Origin of the sequence: Chryseobacterium defluvii (genome assembly GCF_014204415.1) — a bacterium.
Lineage (GTDB): Bacteria > Bacteroidota > Bacteroidia > Flavobacteriales > Weeksellaceae > Chryseobacterium > Chryseobacterium defluvii_A.
The window spans coordinates 19,751-42,872 of the sequence record NZ_JACHLE010000005.1 but is presented as its reverse complement, the minus strand read 5'-3'; the positions used below and the strand labels follow the sequence as shown (position 1 = coordinate 42,872).

Here is a 23,122-nt window from a genome sequence, read left to right as displayed (position 1 = left end):
TGATAGTATATGAGATCACTGTTTATCTTTTTATTTCTGTTTTTCATACAGATTTTTTCTGCACAGGAAGAGCTGTATGCCAATGGCATTTTTCAGTTTGAAGAAAATAAAATCCAGAAAATTTTTACAGACCGGACAAGGGTAAGACAGGGCCCGGATATTAATTCTCCAATACTGGATTCGTTGCAGACCAACAGCCGGATTCTGATCCTTAAAAAAGATGACAAGATCATACAATTAGGGGAAAGATCGGCCAACTGGTATAAGATATCTTACCAAAAGGGAGGTCAGACTCGGGAAGGATATGTCTGGGGCGGAAATCTTTGCGTAGGATACAGAAGTAAGAACGGATATGATTTTCTTTTCGGGCTCTCAAAAACTGAACCCAGGAAGGATAAACAGTTTGGCCAATCATTCGGGCAGAATGTAGCAGGAATAAAAGTCGTTGAGGACAATACCCTGATAGATGAGGTTCTCTTTGATACAGGTTCCGGAGAAAGTTTAAATTTTGCAAGGTTCAATATTGAAAGCGGACATAAGCTACAGAATGTTGAACTGACCTTAAAGGCTGCTGTTTCAGGAGAAGCCTGTGGAATTGCAGGCTATGATCAGTATGTATTGTTTAAGGATAAAAAGCTTATTGCTCTTCCCCAGCTGATGAATGTAGGCGATGCTGATGTATATTACCATAGTGAACATTTTATATTCCCGAATGATAAAGGCGGAATTTCCAATGCTTTTATCTGGAAGATGGAAGAAATGGAAAAAGATGAAAAAGATAAAGAGAAAATGAAGCGCTCTTCCAAAACTTATCTTTGGAACGGACACAGTTTTAAATTAAAATGATCACATTTATTATATAAAAAATCTCACTGAAACCAGTGAGATTTTTTTGTTTTTGAAAGTGATGGAAAATATAAGTAAACTCTTTACAATGTGATCAACTGCAGGGTTAAAAAAAATTGTCTAATTGCTTTCGGGTTGAGTTTATAGCCGGGGAAGTCTAAACAAGCTGATTAATCAAAACTCAGGTTTTAAAAAAATACTTTTTTCCATTTTGCCACTGTATTCCTGCTAAGATTAAAATGATTGGCCAATTCTGTATTGTTTAAATTATTCTTTTTCTGATAGTCCAGCATTCTCAGAATATCTGACTCTCTGTAAGAATGAAGTTTGTTATTAAGCAAACTCTTATCTTTGTCAGTCTCCCCATATAATTGATTATTTATAGACAGAATTTCCTCTGCAGAAAATTTTTCCTTATTGATTAAGGGCAATATTTTCTTTTTCTTTTCCGGAAACTTAATCTTAAGAATATCCAGGAATATTTCCTTATAGTTCGGTATTTTAAATTTTTCCATGTGTCAATTCATATTTAATGAGAATATATCGGGTATGAAAATTTGATTAATTGTTCAATATAGTAGAAGTTTATAGACATTGGAAAGAGGTATATATGTTCTTATTTATGCAGATATATATTTGCTTATCCATTTATGAAGTGTTGTTCTGGGGATGTTATATTTCTTTATCACTTCATTTTTTGTCATTTCTCCATTTTGTATTCTTTCCAGAATAAAGTAGATGATTTCCTGAGTATAAATATTTTTTCTGAACCTTGGCAGGCTGAGCCTGGGGTTCTTGTCGTAATCTATGGAACGTCCTGTTCCAGATGGTGGGGAGTACAAGATGAGATGTTGTGTGTAAATTCTAAAAAAATCGTATTCTAACAATTTGCTCCAGCGCATCAAAATTTCTGTGCATATACTCCTGGATTCATACATATCTAAAATCTCTTTTTCAGAACATTTTATAAAATTGCAGATGCGTGCAATATCTATTTCAGTTTCCATTACTGCCTGGTTTATTAATGCACCTATATGTATTTCTTTGAAGTTCATTTGGTAAATTTTTAATTTTTTTCATCAATTTTACAGCTACAGCGGTATTATTTTTAAAGAGAATCATGAAAATAATTTGTTTTGCTGTACAGATATTTCTAAAAATGGCTTATACGACTAATTGTCGTTTTAGCAGATTTTCTTTGTTTGTGTTTATTTTAGCTAATTGCAGAAGAGGTATATACCTGTAAAATCGGTTTTATACCTCCCTGGCTGCAATTAATTTGAATAGTTAAAGTATTAATGAATAATAATTCCATTGTTTTTGGCAAAAACTACTGTGCCAGTTTTGTAATGGTTAATGAGCCTAACATTACTATATTATCTGTGGTAGAGCTGCAGTTAAACCTTATCCTTACCCTGTCTCCGGCATTTAAGTTGCCCGTCCAGTATAAACTGTTACCATTATCTACATTTGTTCCGACTAATGCACTGGTGTCCTTAGTCAGGGTTTGCCAGGTTGTTCCGCCATCTGTGCTCCTTTCATAAAATGCAATGGTATGCCAGTCACCTCCTCCCACTGTATGCTGATTAGAATTCTGCATGGCCATAACATACAGACCGCCCATTTCTGACGGTACTGTAAAAGTATTGCTACCCCAGGCGTTGTACGTATCTATATATTCATTTGTAAACTGGGCGGTAACGGCAGGAGATATCGCATTTCTTATATTTTGGTTTCCCGGTACGCCAACACTTATTACTACCTTCGGAACTCCGGGTTCAGAGGGGGTTCCGTTTATGTATCCCAACACACCATTGGCGTCCGCCACTACCGTTCTCGTTGCATTGAAGGTTTGGTTTTGTATGGGAGATGTGGCTCCGTTTGGCATGGTAAAGATGGCATTTGTTTCTCCATTTAAAGGAAGCTTCTGTAATCTGACATTTCCTCCGGAGACATGAAATATTTCACTTGGAGAACTCATTCCAATCCCCACATTACCTCCTCCGGTGATAATCATTCTGAAAACTCCTAATGCATTCCCCGGATTTGTAAAGAATGAGATTGGGGCAGAGTTTGTGGTCTGGCTGGTGGAAAGATTTAATCCTGTAGCATCATTAGTAGCTATAAGTTGTAACTGGCTTTCAGGATAAATCTGAAGATACCCGTTAGAAGGTATTCCGTTGCTATTATTGTCCGGTGCAGAAACGTTTATACTTGCATTTTTTGTGGAAGACGAGGCAAGGCCAACCTGCCTGAGCCCTGCAGATGAGGAAATCTGTGTCATCTGATTTGATGAAACAAAATCCAGACGGTTTCCATTAAATGTCACGGTACGGTTTCCGGCAAGCGTTCCATTTGCATTATAGATATTGGTATCACTGTCATTTCCGCCTGTAGATACCCATTGAGTACCGTTGAAATAATAATATCCGGGCATTGTTACGTTTATTGTCTGCCCTGCAGGAAAAGGATCTGCTGCTGTTACATATACCAATGCTCCGGTTTGTACTGCTGTATATGTTTTGGCTCTTAGCTGCTCCCCGGTAATTCTTGGTGGAATGATACCATCCATTTTTGAAGTATCGTCAGGTTTTCCCACAACGTCAAAAGTTGCGGAAGGGCTTGAAGTATTAATGCCTACCTGTGAGAAAGCTGTTGTGCTAAACATAGTCATAATTATAATAATGGATTTTTTCTTTCTGTTCATAAGTTTTTTGTTGTAATAATTTGTGTTTTTAGAATCATACAGCTTAGCTTATTATTCCGGATCTTTTAATAAGACCTGATAATATCATATGGCACAAACAGGTTATTGTTCATGCCATATGAAAAAATAAATTATGGCTTCCAGAAAGACCAGACTGTACCATTATAGACCGCAAGCTGTCTGTTAACGGTATCATACACCATCATTCCGGCGCTCGGATCGATAATATTAAGGTGAGGCTCAGCTACTTTAGGAAGTATCATTGCCTTATTATTATCTGCAAGAACCAGTATCCCGGGAGTAGTATCTGCTGCGGCATCGTTGCCTATTGTAGTCTTAGCCCCGGGTAATTCCGCTTTTGAAACCTGTGGTGATAGGTCGGCAGCCCCGGTATTGTCTATGCTAAGGTCAAACCAGGCATTGTTTTTAAGATATTTTATCTTATAATCCGATACATCGTAAATGATTGTTCCGTTTTCCGTAATACTGCTTTTATCCTCAATATAAGGCAGGATTATACCCCTGTTCTCTGTATCAGCAAACTCTAAAGATACTGATGTATTGGTAACATTTTGCTTGCCTATTGCAACTTGGGATTTTAAAGTTGGTGCAATAAACAGAAGCATTGTAATTACTATTATTTTCTTCATTGTAAATATATTTTAGTTAGGCAATAGCAACAGGAGAGTTCCTGTTGCTATTGCTTATACATCATTTTGGTTAATCAGGACACGTCTGAGTGGAAATACAGTACCATCCAAATGTAGTTCCGCCATCGGTGGAAGTATACATCTTTAAGCATTGGTTTACCGTATCATACACCATCATTCCCTCAATAAAACTGGTCGGATCTATTCCAACAGGAACATCAGGAGTTGCAGGATTATTATCTGCGTCTGAGAATGCCACCCTGTTTACGACAAACCCTTTCGTTTTAGCTTCCATAACAATCCATCCTCCTTTGCGAACCATTGGCCAGTTGTCAGGATCGTCTGCTCCGGCTCTTCCCAGAGATGTGATTCCTACTTTACTATCCAAAACTGCTCCTCCTGTAATGACTCCGGGCTTATAACACAAGCTGCTATATGTATTTGTGTCTGTAGCAGTGTTATTATCCGTATCAGGATCATTTATATTCGCAGGAGGTGCTACGATAGCGGTATTTACCAGATTTCCTGTAAAATCAGCAAGAATATCTACTGTAACCGTATAAGTTACTATTCCGCCTGAAGGAAGTGAAACCAGATCGTTAATATCTCCAGTCTGTGTTCCTGTAACATCGGTAAAGCTTCCTGCAGAAGCTACTGCTGTGTAAGAAACATTGGAAGCAGGAATTCCGGCTGGTACGGTATCAGTAACCGATGCGTTCAGTACTCCGAACGGTCCGTTGTTTTCTACAACTATCGTATAGGTTGTGGTAGTACCCGGAACAACAAGATCGATACCGTCTGTTTTGGTTATGCTAAGATCAGCATCAAATAGTATAGGCTGATTGACACAATGTGCACCGTCATTGTTAGTGGAAGTAGGTGAGGCGGAGATCAATACTCTTTCACCAGTTTGTAGGTTGAACTGATAAAAACCTCCTGCATTACTCATACCAAATACATCTCCTGTACTGGACCCAAACATAGCTCCAAATGGTGCCCCGACTCCCGGATCTCCGATTAAAGTTACGAGACCCGTGTTCGGATTTATGGAAATTAATCTTCCACCACCATTTACTCCGTAAAGAAGTCCGGTGTTTGTGTTATATGCCAGATCTGACGGGTCAATCGGAACTGAGCCTGTAAGAGGTCTGGTGGTTGCCGTCATTGTTGGAATATCTATCTTGTACATCGTTGATGTAGGTCCAACCGCAGTAACATAAAAATTCCCCAAATTGTCAATTTCCCCGGAATTAAAGGCTGTGGAGGTTGGTAATCCTGTAATTGCTCCTAAAGTGATATAGGTTCCGTTAGTTTCATCAATTTGAATCAGCTGGTTTGTATTGGAAACTATACCATAAATTTTCCCGTCAATAGGATTAGCACCTATTGCATTATACTGAATGCCGGAAGCACTACCAACTGTAGGATATTCCAACGGATTGTCAGAAGTGTCAATGTTCATAAGCTGAGTGTTCGTACCCTGAGCTAAAAACATTCCCGGAGGACATTCTACTACTTCACAAGCGTTAATTGCTGCGTTTTTTGAACTTCCCACTCCTTGTCCTGTATCGCTGCCTATATCCGCTATACCTCCTGTGTTTACAATATTTGGGACACCGTTTGCATCAATTCCTCCATGGGCACCAGTATTAATGCTGCCATCCGGATTTAAGTGTGGTTGCTCTACATTTTCATCACCTTCTATTGCATCCGGGCAGCCATCTCCATCAGAGTCCAAATCCAAATGGTCAGGAATACCATCTCCATCCGTATCAATAGAAATAGGAATAGAGCAGGGATCATCAAACCCTATTCTTTGATCATTGTAAGCCTCTCCTGTGGAACCCGTAAATCCAAAATAAGCCTTCGTCCCTCCACCTAATATACTTTGTATAGATCTAGGTCCGGAAGCGGGGAAAGTATAACTGGCTACCTGATTTCCATCATAAGTAAAAGTTAATGTTTTAGTAGGAGCTGACCAATATGTTACTACCTCATGCCAAGCACCATTTTCCGCATTTGGGATTGGAGCAGCAGAAGTTAGTCCTCCAACTGAGCTTGTTAAACGTGCATAATTATATCCAGGATCTCCTTGATCCATATTTGCGTAAGTATCCAATCTCAAAACAATTGAATTTTGAATTCCTGCAGCACCTAAACCATTTCCAAAACTACCTACTGCATTATACCCGTCAGGAGAATTGTGAAATACAACAGTCATACCGTCTGCTCCACCAGGGTTATTTCCAAAATACATTTTTATAGGAAATGTAAAACTTTGCGTAAAATCTATTTGTCCATAAGTCCATGCAGTACCTCTTCTAGTCATTCCATTAGGTGTAATTTGAATTTGATAAGCGGGTCCTCCTGCAATATTGGTAGAGGGAACGTTAGCATGGTAATTTAGGTTAAACAAAGATTGAGGATCATCAGAGACACCATTTTCAATACAATCCGGAATACCATCATTGTCGTCATCCAAATCCAAATAGTCAGGTATCCCATCTCCATCAGAATCAAGGTAAGGAACAATAGGTAAAGCATAATCTTCTACTTCCCCATTTGTATCAACAGATCCGTTCAACCCTGTGCTTAGACCATCTCCTATGGAGCGTTCATCCACTCCGTATGTAGAAGCATTATCTGTAAGGGACGCCGTTGTTAGCCTGAGTCTCATGTACGTAGTAGTAGATCCTGTGCTGACAAAGAAGGGGTCATTCCATGTAAGAGTAACAGTCTGTGCACCAGACGTTCCTGTAACTGTGGCAGACGTGTATTCATAAAGTGAAAAATGCCCGTCTCCATCCATATCAATCCATCCATGTAATGTTGCAGTTCCATTGACTGTTTTATATACATTGACATCGACACTGTAAGATGTTGTGTTTTGGTTGAGCTCAGGAAGTGGGAATGTTGTTATTCCATCTTCATCTGCACCATCTCCATTGGAGCCATTGTTGTCTGTTCCTGCCACTACCGGCTGGTTGCTCATTTCACTATCAAAAGTACTTCCCAGATAGAGTGAAGAATCGGTTCTATGTCTTGCAGGAACCGAAATATCAGTATCATTTTCTTCATAGCTTACCGGAGCATCCCCGAAATCAAACCCTGGATTAACCGCTATCCTGTAATCTTCTATTTCTCCTATATTAGGCACCCCGTATTGTCCGTTGGAGTATCCGTCCGCAATGGCACGTTCATCATAACCTGCTGTAGAAGTATTATCCGCTAAAGTTCCTGAAGAAACTCTCAGGCGCAAATATACATTAGGGGTTGTAATATTTGAAATATTAAGGGCTGTCCATGTTAATGTAACCGATCCGTTCGTATTATTGGGTACGTTAGCCTGCGCACGTTCTCCCGTTTCGAATACCCCATTGTTATTGATGTCTATCCAACCATGCAGCACTCTTGCAGCACCAGATGTATTAGTCACATTTACCGGTAAAGAATAAGCGGATCCTACAGTAATGGGATTGGCAACAGGATCTATTCCGTCTTCATCGGTTCCGTCTCCATTGGTACCGTTATTATCGGCGTTGTCTGCAACACTTTGAGCATTGTCTTCTACATCAGGACGTGAGCCAAGAAATAAAGTAGTGCTTTCCATCTGGCGTGCCGGACGGAATGTTCCAGAAGGTTGTTCATAAGAAACCGGAACATCTCCGAAATCGTACAGATCCACAGAAAGCTGATAGTCTTCTACCTCTCCGAAAGGAGTTACGGCTGCGTTTGCTGCATTAGTAGCACTTACGGCACCGTTACCGATACTTCTTTCATCTATCAAGGCTCCTCCGGATGCAGCAGTAGTAAAATCATTTAACTCAATATTAGACAACCTTAATCTTAAATAAATATTAGTTGTTCCGTCCGGAATTGAATTTATCTGAGCGGTACTCCAGCTGAGGGTTCTGGTTGTATTTCCGGTAGTCGTAAATGGTATAGTAGATGTAGATAGTTCTCCAAGCTGGAAGCGACCGTCTCCGTTCAGATCCAGCCAACCGTATAAATATTTATTTCCGGTTAATGTGCTTGGAACATTCACAGGAACGGTAATACTGTACGTAGTTCCTCTGCTGACACTCAGAAGTACTTCAAGGCCGTCCTCATCTGCGTCTCCGATAGTGTTATCTCCTGATACATTGTTTTCATTAGGTGAGGCTACTGAAGCCGGAGCTGGTTCAATGTCCAGCAAACTTCCAATGGTAAACCCTTCAAGTGGAGCATGTAATGCCGGCAAAGGATTACCGTCTTTATTATTTTCAAATGAAACAGGTACATCTCCGTAATCAAAGGTATTAGTAACTTCAATCTGATAATCCTCAACCTCTCCTCCGGCAATTGTACTATGATCATTGGCATTAGCCGTGCTGGTTGCCCCATTACCGATACTTCTCTCGTCCATCAATGCTCCACCCGATGCCGCAGTAGTAAAATCTTCTAATTGCCTGTCAGAAAGCCTGATTCTCATATAGAGTTTGTCTGCTCCGGATGTGATAGTTGAGGTTTGAGCTGCCGACCATGTAAGTGTTCGGGCAGATGCTGTACCTGTTATACTTAAAGTACTGGTCGTCAATTCCCCAACTTGGAATTTCCCGTCACCGTTGAAATCGATCCATCCATACAGATAATGAGTTCCTGTAGGTTTTGTTACTGTAAGATTGAGTGTAAATGGCACTCCCTTTCTTATCTGTATTGCTGAGCCATCTATGGCATCTTCATCGCTTCCGTCTCCGTTAGAACCATTATTATCTGCTCCGGCACCTACACTGTTTGGAGAAAGTTCGGTATCCGGGTTTATGGTTCCTAATGATATTCCCGCGACAGGCAGATGCATTGCCGGAGTAAATACTCCGTCCTTATTATTTTCATATGAAACAGGTACATCTCCGTAATCAAAAGTATTGTTAACTTCTATCTGATAATCCTCAACCTCTCCACCGGCAATTGTACTATGGTCATTGGCATTAATCGCACTGATTGCCCCATTACCAATACTTCTCTCGTCTATCAATGCTCCCCCCGATGCCGCAGTAGTAAAATCTTCTAATTGCCTGTCGGAAAGCCTGATTCTCATGTAGAGCTTGTCCGCTCCGGATGTTATGGTTGAGGTTTGAGCTGCCGACCATGTAAGTGTTCGGGCAGATGCTGTGCCTGTTATACTTAAAGTACTGGTTGTCAATTCCCCAACTTGGAATTTCCCGTCACCGTTGAAATCGATCCATCCATACAGATAATGAGTTCCTGTAGGTTTTGTTACTGTAAGATTGAGCGTAAATGGCACTCCTTTTTTTATCTGTATTGCTGAGCCCTCTATGGCATCTTCATCACCTCCGTCTCCGTTAGAACCATTGTTATCTGCTCCGGCACCTACGCTGTTTGGAGAAAGCTCGGTATCCGGGTTTATGGTTCCTAATGATATTCCCGCAACAGGCAGATGTACTGCCGGGGCAAGTACTCCGTCTTTTGTATTTTCATACGAAACAGGAGCATCACCATAATCAAATACTGCGGAGGTTACACTTTCCCAGGTTCTTCCAATGTTAATGGAGTCAACTTCTAATGTAGGGGCGTTTTCAGCTGTCCCCTGGAAAAGATAAACTACTGATAATGAGGTTACATCTGCAATTGCAGGTGAAGTCACTATATCCGGTGTTACCGGTTCAGCAGACAATGTAGGGTTTACATACAGTTTTACCTGGTCATTGTTTGTACCGGTTACAAATTCGTATTTCAGCACAAGCATGGTGTTAGTATCAAATGGTCTAACAGTCGTTTCATAGTCTGCTGTTGCAGCCGTTTTCCCAACCCCGAAACTAAATCCGGCGCCATTAGAACGTATATAAATACGTGCATTTTGTACAGTTGTGGAATTTCCTAATGCATAAAAGAAATCTCCTGTAGTCTGGGCAGCTGAAACATTAACAATCAGGGAAGAATATACAGCTGGATTCGCAGCATTTAAAGATGCAGCCGTAAAAGATCTGCGTACATCCTGACCGCTGCTTGTAAGAGAGGTTTTATTTCCCATATTATTTCCGATGCTTCCCGGATAAGCAAGATTTCCATCACTTGTAGCTATGGTTGGTGTACCCGAAGCATGTGATATCCAATTTGCATTTGTTAAAAGTGTACCCGAAGCATAGTTAAAATTCTCTGTCAGGATTGTTTGAGCTTTTGTTCTCTCAAATAATCCAAAAATTATCATTATAATAATGATAAAATAGAGCTTAAGCATTATATGCTTTTGGACAATATATTTTTTTAGTATCATATAATTTTTATTTTATATTATATAGTTCAGGGGAGATTCTATCTCCTGAATTATATTTAAATTTCATCCTTATTAAAGAACTAATCCATTGTTTGTAAATTGATAATCATGTAAGTAAGACTGGGGGAGGGCGGATGCAGATGGTGCTGGCAGAAGTGTTTTTTAAAATAAAATATTTATATTCCCTTACTGAAACAGATAAGCAGGGGAATGTTAAAATATATAAAGCACTTGCCGGGGTTCCTGTTGCATCATTTTGTTGATTGACTGGTATGGCTGTGCTTTTATCATGACCTGAAAGAAAGAATGATGACGATTTAAAAGGAGTAGAGTGGAATTGTGTTTTACTAGCGTATATTTTGGTTTGATGTAAATTGTTCTGCTTTTTTATCTCCTTTTTATTGACGATTTTTTTGCATGATGTCGCAAATTTCTTCTTTTTCTGAGCAGTTTGCGTTTGCTTCCCTGAAGTATATATATCTTTACTGTTAAAAACTACAGTGCCTTCTGTAACATATATATAGGGAGAATCCCGGATTGTATCACCGGATGCAAAAACTGAATGTGAAATAAAAAATATAAGAATGCACAAAAACCTTACCCTGAAATCCCCGGGTAAGACTTTGGTATCGTCTGTATTTTTTTTCATCATTTGTGTGTTGAAGTAAATATTTAGTAAATTATTTGACAGTGTTTATTCTCAATTATAGATATGCTGAATTATGGATACTATAATTAACATGCACATAAAAAACTAGTTTCTTACTGGGCAATTTTACAAGTAAATATTTAGGAGCAAAAGAGAAGAGTGATCTCATTTCTGTAAAATAAATCACTATTTGTACCTTATTATTTTAATTGTCGGAGGTTCAGGAAATAGATGCTTTGTAAAGTGAAAATTTTATTTTTAAAGTGTTGATAATCAGTTTTTATTGTTGTTTTTTACAGTACATTAACTATTAATTTTAGCAATAATAATTCTGGAATTTTTAACAATATAATTCCAGAATTCTGAATAACAATTGCTATATTAGCACTTCAGAGCTTTTACCGTTGCTTACCGATCGCCCAAGATGCTATTGGGAATAAAAAATTGACTTTTAAGATATTTTTCAACTTAAGTTTTTCTAAAAAATTAACAATTATGAACAGGATTTTTTATTGTTTTTTACTTTTCATTTTACAGCTCTTTCCGGGGCAATCCTCAAATAGTACGGAACAGGAAATAAAAAAACAATACGACCAGCTGATCGGGCAGGGTTTTAATGATCAAAATTTTGAATTGATAAAAAAGCTCACAAAGGCGTCAGAAAAATCTGGATACAAAGAGGGAATACTCAGAGGGAAAAGAATATTATCAGGCTACCATACTGATCGGGGCGAGCTTCAGGAGGCGTTAGATGTTAGTATTGAAGCAGAAACTATTGCCAAAACCTTAAATAAGCCCAGAGATCTTTCTATGATTTATACCAGCCGTGGGATTGTTTATAAAAAGTTAGGTTTTACCAAAGAAGCTAAAAATACTACGTTAAAATCTTTAGAATATGCAAATAAAATTGAGAATAAAGATTTTATGCATGTTCAGAGGGCCACCGTTTACCAAAACCTTTCCAGTTATTTTGAAAAACCCCTGCAGCAGGACTCGGTTATTTATTATATGAAAAAAAGCCTTAGTGAGGCCGAAATGATCTCAAATATGGAAGACAAAAAGATTGATATGATGATATTTGGGAATATGAATATCGGGAATTTTTATACAGGTATTCATCAACCGCAGAGGCTGGATCTGGCTGAGCCATATTATTTAAAAGCCCTTACATACAGAAAAAGTCATCCTGATATTTTTAGTCTCTCAGATTTATCGGTATTAGGTTCCGTAGGGAGATTTTATTTGGAAAAGGGTGATTATAAGCAGGCAATACAATTCGCTACAGAGACTCTGGAAATAGAAAAATCCAAAAAAAGCCTTATGGCTCGTTTAACAGCCTATATGGTCCTAGCTAATTCTTATGAGGAATTAAATGACCAGGCTTTAACAGTCCGGTATACAAAATTGTATTCCGGCTTAAGTGATACCATTAATGCAGAATCTGAAAAAACTGTTGAAAAGCGGTTTCAAAATGTAATTTCTACGGCAAAAAAAGAGAATAAGAAACAAAAGGCCGGAATAATAACCTTAGCCTTGGCTGCGTTGTCGGTTTCAGGGATCATAATTTGGCTGTATTGGCTGAAAAAGAATAGACTATTAAAGAAGAAATATGAAGCCCAAATCAAAAAACTGGAAAAAGAGAGCACCGATGACGGTAAAATAAATAGCCAATCTGTAGATAAAAGCCTTGTATCCAAAACAGTCAATATCTCGGAAGAAACCATTACATCTTTATTATCCAAATTAGAAAAATTTGAAAAATCTAATAAATTTATCAGACAGGAAGTTAATTTCGCCTATTTAGCAAACCATCTGAATACCAATTCCAAATATCTTTCAGAAATTTTAAAACAGTATAGAGGAAAAACTTTCAGTCAGTACATTAATGATTTAAGGATAAACTACATATTACAGCTCCTCTATAAAGAACCTAAATACCTGGAATATAAGATAAGCTATTTGGCTGAAGAATGCGGGTTTTCTTCCAGGGTTGCATTCACTTTGGAGTTTAAAAAAGTAACGGGCCTTAATCCCTCTTATTTTATTGAAAACCTTAAAAAGGACAGGCATTTATCATAGAGTATATTTCAGATATGTTAATAGACCTATATTATAATTTCATAAAACAGACTATAACAGGAGAAGCTTTCTCCAAATAAAGGCGGAATTTCCAATGCTTTTATCTGGAAGACAGAAGAAATGGAGAAAGATGAAAATGACAAAGAGAAAGTGAAGCGTTCTTCCAGAACTTATCTTTGGAACGGGTACGGTTTTAAAATAAAATAATCACATTCATTATATAAAAAATCTCACTGAAACCAGTGAGGTTTTTTGTTTTTGAACGTGATGAAAAAATGTAAATAGGTTTCTAAATCTATTTGGATTTATAAATTTGTATAATATCTTTTCGCCTGCTCATACACGATAGCGGGTTTTTTCATAGTCACTTTTTTTGACCTGTTTTCTTAAGTATTTTTTTTAAATAAGTTTGTATTGTATCCCGGGTATGGGAATTAATAGAGTTGGGGTCTTTAAATAATGTTAGCACTGAAAAGCAATATTTCAGTAAACCTGTCAGACGAATTAAAAATATTTATAATAGAAAGCTAGTGCACAGTTAAATAATTTATAATACCTAAAACAAGAAAAGCTATGAAAAAAGTCTTATACGTATTTCCGGTGATAATATTTCAGGGTTTGGCTTCTCAGACACTTTCCTTTGAATATGATTCCGGTGGAAATCAGGTGGTCAGGCAGTATTGTGCTTCATGTGCTCCCTATAGCAAAACAGCCACTAATAAAGCAGATTTAATAAGTAAGGAAGAATTTCCACCCCCTGCTTATCAGGCAAAGGTATATCCTAACCCTACGAAAGACAAGGTGAATCTTACCTGGTCTCCCGAATTGGGGGATATGATCCAAAAAATAGAGTATGTTTCTTATAATTTCACCCAATACAGGGAAATCCCATTCAAAAAAGGGGAGCATAGGGTGACTTTAGATCTGTCCTCCCAGCCGGTAGGAATGTATGTGGTCATTTTTCATCTGAACACAGGCGAAAAGCTTACCTATAAAGTTTTAAAGCACTAATCACAAATACTAAAATATGAGAACTAAAATATATTTTTTAATTGCTCTTTTTTTTATAGTAGAGTTATTTAAAGCTCAGGGGGTAGGGCAGACCGGGGGTACTTTTTCGGTCTCATTAACGGGTGGGGCCGGCTATTCGGTTCCCATTAAAGCTTTACCCGGTATTAAAGACATAGTGCCCAATATTTCATTAAGCTATACCAGCCAGGGAGGAAACGGCAGTGCAGGATGGGGCTGGAATATAGATGGTCTTTCTTCGATCACCAGAGTTTCATCAACTAAATTTCATGATGGTGCCATAGATCCTGTGGATATGGATGAAAAAGACAGGTTTACCCTGGATGGGCAAAGACTGGTTTTAAAATCTGGTACATATGGCAGCGAAGCTGAATATCAGCTTGAAAATTACTCAAATATTAAAATAGTTTCTTCTGTTCCTTACTGGCCCAATACCCCTTCCCATTTTTTGGTGTATTATCCTAATGGTTCAGTGGCAAAATATTTATTTGACGGTGCCAATAAATTCGAATGGAGGATCAGCTATATTGAGGATATTAACCATAATACCATTAATTTCAGCTATTCGGCCGGTTTGATCGATAAGATAGAATACGGCGGAAATTCGGCTGCGGGTACTCCCAATATCAATAAGATCAATTTTTATTACAGCGATACATCCCGCAGGGAAAATGCAATGCTTTATGGGGGAATGGCTAAAACTATTTCAAAGAAACTGGACAGGATTGAAATATTATCCGGCAGCCAGCTTTTCAGGAAGTATCAGCTAACCTATAATACAACCTCACTCAACTACGACAGGCTTACACAGATACAGGAATATAATGGCAGTAATGAAACCATTAAGCCCATCATCTTTGAATATGATACTACAGAAAACGGGATCACCAATAATTCCAAGACGGTAACGAATGTATCTCCGGCTTATGATAATAGCAGCTGGCAGTATGTGTCCGGTTATTTTGATAAGGACAGTTCCATAGATTTTATGACGTATCCTAACTCAAAAGATAAGTTATACAGGTTTAATTCAAGCCTTTTGGCTAATTCTACTTCTAATGTATCTGGAAGTTTGATCAATGTTGAAAAATTTACAGATATATTTTCTACCAAATTGGTTTTGCCAAACCAGAAGTTTTATAATCTGGATGCTGTTTCCACTGTGGTTGCCAGCAGTACTACGGTTACCGATGAGGAAGTGATCAAGATCAATAGTTATGTGTCGAACTCTGCCTATAATTCCCTTGATCTTACCTTTAATAACTCTTTTACATTTCCTACTGCGGATAATCAGAGATGTATAGTGATTAACGGCAGCGATATGTACTACTCAAAAATCCCTAAAAAATACTTTTCCGGGGATTTTGACGGGGATGGGGTATCTGATATCATTGCATTGTCCCTTCCTTATTCTGTAAGCTATACCTATTATTGTGACGGTGGTTTTGAGCAGCCTTCGACATCCACAGACATCAGCAGCCGTCCGCCGCCGAATTGCTGTACCCAAACCTCAACCATAGACGGGTCCAATGCTTATTTTTTAAAATTAGATCCGAATAACAGTGCAGTTCAGCAGCCTTTAATGCTGGGGTGGAATAATGTGGTTAAATCTTCATCCAAAATTTATGTAGGTGATTTTGACGGCGATGGGAAATCTGACCTTTACGTTATCAACAGCGGAAAAATATATGTTTATACAGTTGAAAATAATGCCTTAAAGAAAATTCATGAGACTACGGACAGCTGGCTGAACAGTTATGTAAATCCTGATAACCCGTATTACGTTGCAGATTTCAATGGGGATGGCAAAACTGATATTGTAATTCCTGCTGGAAATGCAAATACCAACTGGTTCTTTTATATTGCCAATGGGGAAACCTTCACGGGAACTTTAAGAGACATCGGGACCAATTATTATAAGCCTCAGGTAATCAATACATGCTATCCTGACGGATCAGGAGGACAATTGTGCGGCTATATGCTTCAGCAGTATTATTATACCTTTGCGGATATTAACGGAGACGGAAAGGCAGACCTGTTCTACCATGATATCCTGACTCCTTATAATTACCCGCAGGGAGGACAGTGGAATTATCCTTATAATCATTACGGAGACAATTATTCGATCAGAGATAAAGGAGGCATTAAATATAATATGGGAAGTGATATCTCCGGACTTCCGACTTTCTCTTCTTATATTGATGCCTGGCAGAATAATTATACATATGGCGGAGCTACCAATAAAGGGACGCCTATTTTCTTAAGCAATTCCAATATTGTAAATCAGAATCTGGATTATGCGTTCTTCGGTGGAGACAAGATAAAATATGTCTCTTTCAAAAAAGATAACAGGACGGATGTCACTTTAAAAAGAATAAAGGAAAATGATATCTTAACGACCATCACATACAGCCCGCTTATTGACAATGGAAACGGAATTTATACAGAAGATAATAATGAGCTGTATCCATATGTTAATATCAATGTATCTCCTTCTACCCAGATTGTAAGCAAAGTAACCAAAAGCTTTAACGGAGAAACGAAAATACAGGATTATAAGTATAAAGGAGCTGTTACCAATCTGGAAGGACTGGGCTTCTTAGGCTTTAAAGGAGTAGCGACTTCCTCAGTCTATGGTGGAAGTTTCAATCAGCCTTTGTGGACCATTACTAAGCAGGATCCGCAAAAAAGAGGGGCCAATACAGAGTCTTATCTTTTAAATAATAATGTAGATTTCAATTCCCCTTCCGGTTTCATCACAAAAAGTGTAAAAACCTATAATACTTCCTTATTGCCTAATAAAGTATTCGTCAATCTGCCTTCACAGATCCAGCAAATTGATAATCTGACAGGGGTAACCAAGAATACTTATTTTGATATCTATGACAGTTTCAATAATGTTATAAAATCCCGTGACACAGCTCCAGGAGGTGAAAAAACAACCCTGTTCGAGTTTGAAAACAACTATGCCGGTACCTCCAATCAGTATTTTATTGGAAGACCCATTAAAAAAACAGAAACCCGGACGTTAGGGAATGAGACCTATTCCTCAGAGCAGACCTTTGAGTATGCCAATAATCTTCTCACACAATCGAAGAAAAAAGGCCACGGAACAGATTATATAACCGAGGATTATGAATATGATACTTTTGGAAACGTAACTAAAAAGACATTGTCTACGACAGGCATGGTCCCAAGAACAGAAGAAATGGAGTATGACCCTTCGGGAAGATTTATTGTGAAATCTACCAATATTCTGGGGTTTGAAGATGTATTTAATTACAATACTGCTTTTGGGCTTTTAATGTCGGAGACCAACTATCTTAACCAGACAACATCTTACGAATATGACGGCTGGCAGAAGAAAATAAAAGAAAAAGATATCTATAATAATTATAGGCAATATTCTTATGAATGGATAACCGCAGGAGATTTCATCAATGGGATCAAACTGAAAGTAACCGATCCTACCGGGGCAACAAAAGAGACCTTTACGGATAACTGGGGAAGAAAACGTTTAGAAAGAGTATTAACTCTTAATAATGAATGGCTTGATAAAAGATCTGAATATGATATCCAGGATAGAGAGTATAAGATAAGCGATCCTTATTTTTCTACCAATTCACCTACAAGATGGACGATAACAGAATTTGACGAGTATGGCAGAGTCAAAAAAGTGAGTTTGCCAACCGGAAAAGTAATATCTTCTTCATATAACGGATTATCGGTAACCGTAGTTGACGGCCAGAAAACGCAGACAATTACCAGTGATGCATGGGGGAATAAAATAACAATGACAGATAATGGAGGTACGGTAAACTATAGTTATTTTGCCAATGGAGGATTAAAGTCTTCTAATTATCAGGGTCATGTTGTAAATATAGAACAGGACGGATGGGGTAGAAAGACCAAGCTGACAGACCCTTCCGTGGGAGGTGATTATATGTATGAATATGATAAATGGGGGCAGATGGTGAAAGAGGAAAACCCTAAAGGAAAAACCCATTATATCTATGATCAGTATGGAAGAGTGATACAAAAAACCGTAGCAGGTGACCATACGGATATTAATATCAACTATAGCTATAATAGCTTTGGATTTCTGAATTCTGAAACAGGGACTTCTAACGGAATAAATAATGAATTCAACTACAAGTATGACAATTACCACCGTATAATAGAGAAAAGAGAAGACAACGGAAACTTTATTGTAAGGAAAAACTACACTTATGACGGATATGGCAGAACCTCAGTAGAAGCTACTGAAACCGAAGTAGGCTCTACAATCAGCAATGTTGCCGTTGAGAATATGTATGCTTCATGTGGTGCTTTGGAAAAGATCAAAGAGGTGGGTTCTGGCACTATCATATGGCAGATTAACAATATGAACGAGAAAGGGCAGATCTTGGGTGCGGCTCTCGGTAATGGAACAGAGATTAATAACTCCTATGATTCCGATTATTTTGTAACCAGTATGAAACATAATAATGGAAATAATACCATACTGGAAAACCTGTATAATTTTGATCCTGTTTTAAATACACTGAAAGATAGGACCAATCATGCAATACAAGCCGGTGCCTGGAGTGAAACTTTTGAATATGATAACCTTCAAAGGTTAATTACCTGGACTGATCCTAACGGCACTCAATCCCAATCCTATGATTCTTACGGCAGAATAGATAATAACAGTAAAGTAGGGGACTATAAATATGAGGACGGCAACAGGTACAGAAAAAAAGGAATTAATCTGAATTCTGAAGGAAATGATTATTATAGTGTAAACCAGCTTCAGCAGATCCAGTACAACGCCTACAAAAGCCCGGTTACCATTTCGAAAGACGGGACAGTAATGACAGAGTTTGAATATAATATTCATCAGAGTAGGTCTTCATCCTTATATGATTATCATACAGGCTTTGGTATCTATAGGAGTAATAAATATTATTCTGATGATAAAACAGTAGAAGTCTTGATTAAAAACTCGCTGGGCAGGCCAAATGTTTCGTCTTTAAGAACAAGAATTATCACTTATGTCGGAGGTGATCCTTATACTGCACCTGCGATGCACATAAAAGACTTTAATTTCCTGGGTGAGGAGATCTCTGAGGGAATGCATTATCTGCACAGGGATTATCAGGGTACCATTATGGCAATTTCGAATCAGGATGGAAGTGTTGAGGAAAAGAGGCATTTTGATCCTTGGGGAAATCTGGTATATCTTGAGCAAGACGGTATAGTAGTAGATTTAAATAAAAATACGCCTAATCTATTGATCGAGCGTGGCTATACGGGGCATGAACATTTCTTCCAGGTAGGGCTTATCCATATGAATGGAAGAATGTATGATCCTAAACTTCATACCTTCCTGTCTGTGGATAATCATATTCAGGATCCTTTCAATACCCAGAGCTATAACAGGTTCGGATATGTGATGAACAATCCGTTAATGTATACGGACCCTAGCGGTGAACTTGCATTTATACCTATTTTGATAGGCATGGCATATGGAGCTTTAGTTGGTGCAGCCATAGCGGTAGTCACTTATTCCATCCCGGCCTTATTAAACGGAAGCTGGAATTGGAAAGGTTTAGGTACATCCGTACTATATGGGGCCATATCAGGAGCGATAAGCGGAGGAATCAGCGGTGTCGCGGGACAGATGGTCGGCTCGTTTTGGCAGAGCACTGCTATGAATATGATCACAAGTGTGGCCGCTCAGGTGGGAACCAGCGCGGCATTTGGGGATAGCATAGGTTGGGGTACTATAGCTGGCGCAGCAGTATCCGCATTTATGGGTGCTAAAATGGATGCCTGGTCAGGCATGAGTGGAGGCTGGTTGGCCAATGCAGCAGGTGAGCTGATTTATACGGCAGGAACCGGTGCCTTGGTAGGAGCCGTATCCGGCACATTAGCTGCTGCACTGAGTGGGAAAGATATTGGAGACGGAATGAAGACCGGAATGAGAAACGGAGCCTATGGAGGAGCTTCGCGAAGTATAGCCATGATAGGGATTTTCGGAGCAACTTATAAATTAGAAGGAGAGCAGCTGGAATATGCAACAGAAGTAGCCGATCATGCAGGGTTTGATTTAGATAAAGTGGCTTTCAGAAGAGGTGGACTCTATCAATCATTAATTAGTAGAAGGGAAGTAACATGGGGAAGAAATATTGTCACAAACTCTAATACTGACGGAGGAACAATAGCCCATGAACTGACCCATTACATACAGGGTTTACAGCAAGGATGGGCTGTCTTCCAGGCCAGAGGGATTTATGAACAGTTTCTGGATACTTTCTTAGGGGTTCCTGTATATAATTATCACATATATGGAGATAAATACCAGGAATCACAGGCTCAGAGAATGGAAGTTTATTACCGCAATATTTTTAAATTGGCACAATGAAAAAAATAACCTTAATATTAGTGTTATTATGCCTGTACAGTTGCCTGACGACTTCTGCACCTCACCAGCATGATTATGCGGCAGAAGATACGGCTCCTGTAAAACTGAAAATATTTTGCTCAGCCAATGACAAGTTGTTTCTGATTGAAAGATTAGAGAATGTAAATGACACTGTTTATATCAGGTCAGGCATATTCGAAGATCCGGATAAGTATTATTTGATGAAAGCATCAGACGGTTTCTATAATTCAGTAAAAGAATATAAGATCAGGATGAATGATCACACTTTTCATAAACTGATTTCAACCCATCCTGTTGAATTAAAGATGGTGAAAGCCAGCAAAACTGAAACCTACAAATATGATATTATCAAAGACAGTAGAATAGATTAAATAATTAATGATGCAGGTATTCTTAACCTGAATTAGAATAACTGTAAAATAATTTTAAGGTTAAGGCCGGAAGATTTTTCTTCCGGCCTTTTTGTTTTTGAAAGTGAACAGAAATATAAATGACCTTCTAAAGCGGGTATTATAAATTATGAAACTATAGGATGGCGAAGAATTTCCATAAAGCCGGTTTATACTATCCGTCATACAGATTCCGGGATTTTCTGTTTGGATTTATAAATTTGTACAAGATCTTTTTTCCTGTTAATAGGTGATAGCTGTTTTTTTTATAGTCACTTTTTTTTGACCTATTTTATATATATTTTTTTTTGAATAGGTTTGTAGCAATATCACAAATGCCAGAGATAACAAGAATTGAGGGGTCTTTGAAGAATGATATCACATGAAGATCAATCTTGCCATAAGTTTATTGGGTGAATAAAAATATTTAAGAATAAATAATATACTCTGTTGAATTTTTTTCATAAGGGTACAGACCCTGATTATACATGAAAACCGATATTAATATTACCCATAAAAACAAAAAAACAACTAGCTCATGAAAAAAGTTACTTCCTTCTATCTCAGTGTTTGTCGTACTTAAAATACTTTTCTATACCTTGGGAACTGATTCTTTTCAATAAGAATTTTTTCCGGGAACGATTATTTTTTGTCCTCGATTTAATCTCAGTTTTACATCAATCTTAATTGCTTATGTACAGATCTCTCCGTGCTAAGATACTCGCTATCTTATTTATATCGTGTTCTCTTCCTGCCTTCTCTCAGTTAGTGGGTTCCGATGTCCAGCTTTGGGAAAAAACAGATCCCACAGCCCGTGAAGCCCTGAAATGCAAAGATGAAAATCTTTTAAATTTCCATTGTGGTATTAAAGACAAACTTCTTAAAAAATATATCAAACACAGCCGGAACAAAAGCCATACCCTTACGGTCGTTCATGCTTCCAGAGAAGATGATGCCATATGGGAAAATCCGGAGAAGAATATTTCTCTCAATAATAATGTTTACCGTACCGGGGAAGACAAAAGCATTCAGCTCCGCAAAAGGCCAAGTATCTTTTCATTTATGAATGTGGCGGACTCTAAGAAAGAAAAAACAGACAGTCTTAAAATCAAGTTTAAAGATCAGAATCTGTATGAAATGATCTTCATTCCTAAAAGAACAAAAGGCCTTCCACTCAATAAAATACATTCCTATCTTTCCATAAAGTACGGGATCTCTTTGGATCAGGGGAAATATTTTAGCAGCGACGGCAAAGTGATCTGGGACCCTGAGAAGCATAAAGACTATAAATACAGACCTACAGGTCTGGGAAGGGATGACGGAAATGAGCTGTATCAGAAACAGTCATCCAATCAGGCGGATCAGTTCCTGACAATCGGCAGGAATGATATTATGAGGACCAATACCGAAAATAAAGCACTTCTGGATAATTATGATTTTATGATCTGGTCTGATGATAATAAAGAAATGGCCTTAAACAGAGATAGTGGCCTTGATGTTCTCCAAAGGAACTGGGAAATTAATTTCATAGGAGCAGCAATCCCTAAAACAGATTATAAAGTAAGAATAAATAAAGCAACGGTAAACCCGGGATCAAAGCCTCTTGATTACTGGATGCTGGTAAAAAGTTCCAATGGGGATGTTGCCAAATTTCAGGGAACTGCAGACGAAAATTTTGTAACCTTCAGCAAAGTGGATTTCATCAGTAACGATGAAAAAGCAGATATTACCTACTTCACTTTTGCCGTAAGTCCTTCTAAGGAAAAAGGTTCAGATACAAATGCGAACTTAGGTACACAATATAGTACAAATGATCTTTCACTTGATTTAAGTAAAATTGTATTATATCCTAATCCTGTAAAAAAAGGACAAAATTTTACCATACTTTTCCCACCAATGGAGAACCTTTCAGTCGCTATATATGATGGATCCGGAAGATTGGTAAGGCTGGATAAAATAGACAGAAAGGCCAACCATTATGTCAGTCAGCTCTCTATTCAAAGTGCGTACATTATTAACCTGACGCAGAACGGGAAAATCATAAAAACATTCAAATTAATTGTAGATTAAAC

General features: G+C 38.1%; 12 protein-coding genes. 6 read left to right on the top strand and 6 right to left on the bottom strand.

What is annotated here, in order from left to right:
• The first annotated feature begins 9 nt into the window (after positions 1-9).
• Positions 10-846 (top strand): SH3 domain-containing protein, encoded by an 837-nt coding sequence (locus tag HNP38_RS14735; RefSeq protein WP_184190874.1) that lies wholly within the window; start codon positions 10-12, stop codon positions 844-846.
• 188 nt (positions 847-1,034) lie between these two features.
• Here the strand turns inward: HNP38_RS14735 and HNP38_RS14730 are convergent, their stop codons facing one another.
• The 6 genes from HNP38_RS14730 to HNP38_RS14705 form a co-directional block, all read right to left on the bottom strand.
• Complete coding sequence (locus tag HNP38_RS14730) at positions 1,035-1,361, bottom strand: helix-turn-helix domain-containing protein (RefSeq protein ID WP_184190872.1); 327 nt, start codon at positions 1,359-1,361, stop codon at positions 1,035-1,037.
• A gap of 105 nt (positions 1,362-1,466) precedes the next feature.
• Positions 1,467-1,901 (bottom strand): transposase, encoded by a 435-nt coding sequence (locus tag HNP38_RS14725; protein WP_184190869.1) that lies wholly within the window; start codon positions 1,899-1,901, stop codon positions 1,467-1,469.
• Positions 1,902-2,176: 275 nt separating this feature from the next.
• Positions 2,177-3,514, bottom strand: coding sequence for a hypothetical protein (locus HNP38_RS18060; RefSeq protein ID WP_228461077.1), 1,338 nt, complete (start codon positions 3,512-3,514; stop codon positions 2,177-2,179).
• Positions 3,515-3,684: 170 nt separating this feature from the next.
• Complete coding sequence (locus HNP38_RS14715) at positions 3,685-4,203, bottom strand: hypothetical protein (RefSeq protein ID WP_184190867.1); 519 nt, start codon at positions 4,201-4,203, stop codon at positions 3,685-3,687.
• A gap of 70 nt (positions 4,204-4,273) precedes the next feature.
• Positions 4,274-10,411: a DUF6923 family protein gene (locus tag HNP38_RS14710; protein ID WP_184190865.1), complete on the bottom strand. Its 6,138-nt coding sequence runs from the start codon at positions 10,409-10,411 to the stop codon at positions 4,274-4,276.
• A gap of 172 nt (positions 10,412-10,583) precedes the next feature.
• Positions 10,584-11,126, bottom strand: coding sequence for a hypothetical protein (locus HNP38_RS14705; RefSeq protein WP_228461076.1), 543 nt, complete (start codon positions 11,124-11,126; stop codon positions 10,584-10,586).
• A gap of 495 nt (positions 11,127-11,621) precedes the next feature.
• On the opposite strand from HNP38_RS14705, the gene HNP38_RS14700 reads away from it, so the two are divergent.
• From HNP38_RS14700 to HNP38_RS14680, 5 genes are all read left to right on the top strand, one after another.
• Positions 11,622-13,205, top strand: a complete 1,584-nt coding sequence (locus HNP38_RS14700) for a helix-turn-helix domain-containing protein (protein WP_184190860.1) — start codon at positions 11,622-11,624, stop codon at positions 13,203-13,205.
• Between the two features lie 573 nt (positions 13,206-13,778).
• Positions 13,779-14,216, top strand: coding sequence for a T9SS type A sorting domain-containing protein (locus HNP38_RS14695; RefSeq protein WP_184190858.1), 438 nt, complete (start codon positions 13,779-13,781; stop codon positions 14,214-14,216).
• Positions 14,217-14,232: 16 nt separating this feature from the next.
• Positions 14,233-20,640 carry an RHS repeat-associated core domain-containing protein gene (locus HNP38_RS14690; RefSeq protein WP_184190855.1) on the top strand — a complete coding sequence of 2,136 codons (6,408 nt, stop codon included), beginning with the start codon at positions 14,233-14,235 and terminating at the stop codon, positions 20,638-20,640.
• Positions 20,637-21,032, top strand: a complete 396-nt coding sequence (locus tag HNP38_RS14685; protein WP_184190853.1) for a hypothetical protein — start codon at positions 20,637-20,639, stop codon at positions 21,030-21,032. The genes HNP38_RS14690 and HNP38_RS14685 overlap by 4 nt, the downstream gene beginning before the upstream one ends.
• Before the next feature lie 711 nt (positions 21,033-21,743).
• Positions 21,744-23,120: a T9SS type A sorting domain-containing protein gene (locus tag HNP38_RS14680; protein WP_184190851.1), complete on the top strand. Its 1,377-nt coding sequence runs from the start codon at positions 21,744-21,746 to the stop codon at positions 23,118-23,120.
• The last annotated feature ends 2 nt before the right edge of the window (positions 23,121-23,122 follow it).

Coding starts and splice junctions, on each gene's coding strand:
- HNP38_RS14735 (WP_184190874.1), top strand. CDS start 10: ATGAGATCACTGTTTATCTTTTTATTTCTGTTTTTCATACAGATTTTT.
- HNP38_RS14730 (WP_184190872.1), bottom strand. CDS start 1,361: ATGGAAAAATTTAAAATACCGAACTATAAGGAAATATTCCTGGATATT.
- HNP38_RS14725 (WP_184190869.1), bottom strand. CDS start 1,901: ATGAACTTCAAAGAAATACATATAGGTGCATTAATAAACCAGGCAGTA.
- HNP38_RS18060 (WP_228461077.1), bottom strand. CDS start 3,514: ATGTTTAGCACAACAGCTTTCTCACAGGTAGGCATTAATACTTCAAGC.
- HNP38_RS14715 (WP_184190867.1), bottom strand. CDS start 4,203: ATGAAGAAAATAATAGTAATTACAATGCTTCTGTTTATTGCACCAACT.
- HNP38_RS14710 (WP_184190865.1), bottom strand. CDS start 10,411: ATGATAATTTTTGGATTATTTGAGAGAACAAAAGCTCAAACAATCCTG.
- HNP38_RS14705 (WP_228461076.1), bottom strand. CDS start 11,126: ATGAAAAAAAATACAGACGATACCAAAGTCTTACCCGGGGATTTCAGG.
- HNP38_RS14700 (WP_184190860.1), top strand. CDS start 11,622: ATGAACAGGATTTTTTATTGTTTTTTACTTTTCATTTTACAGCTCTTT.
- HNP38_RS14695 (WP_184190858.1), top strand. CDS start 13,779: ATGAAAAAAGTCTTATACGTATTTCCGGTGATAATATTTCAGGGTTTG.
- HNP38_RS14690 (WP_184190855.1), top strand. CDS start 14,233: ATGAGAACTAAAATATATTTTTTAATTGCTCTTTTTTTTATAGTAGAG.
- HNP38_RS14685 (WP_184190853.1), top strand. CDS start 20,637: ATGAAAAAAATAACCTTAATATTAGTGTTATTATGCCTGTACAGTTGC.
- HNP38_RS14680 (WP_184190851.1), top strand. CDS start 21,744: ATGTACAGATCTCTCCGTGCTAAGATACTCGCTATCTTATTTATATCG.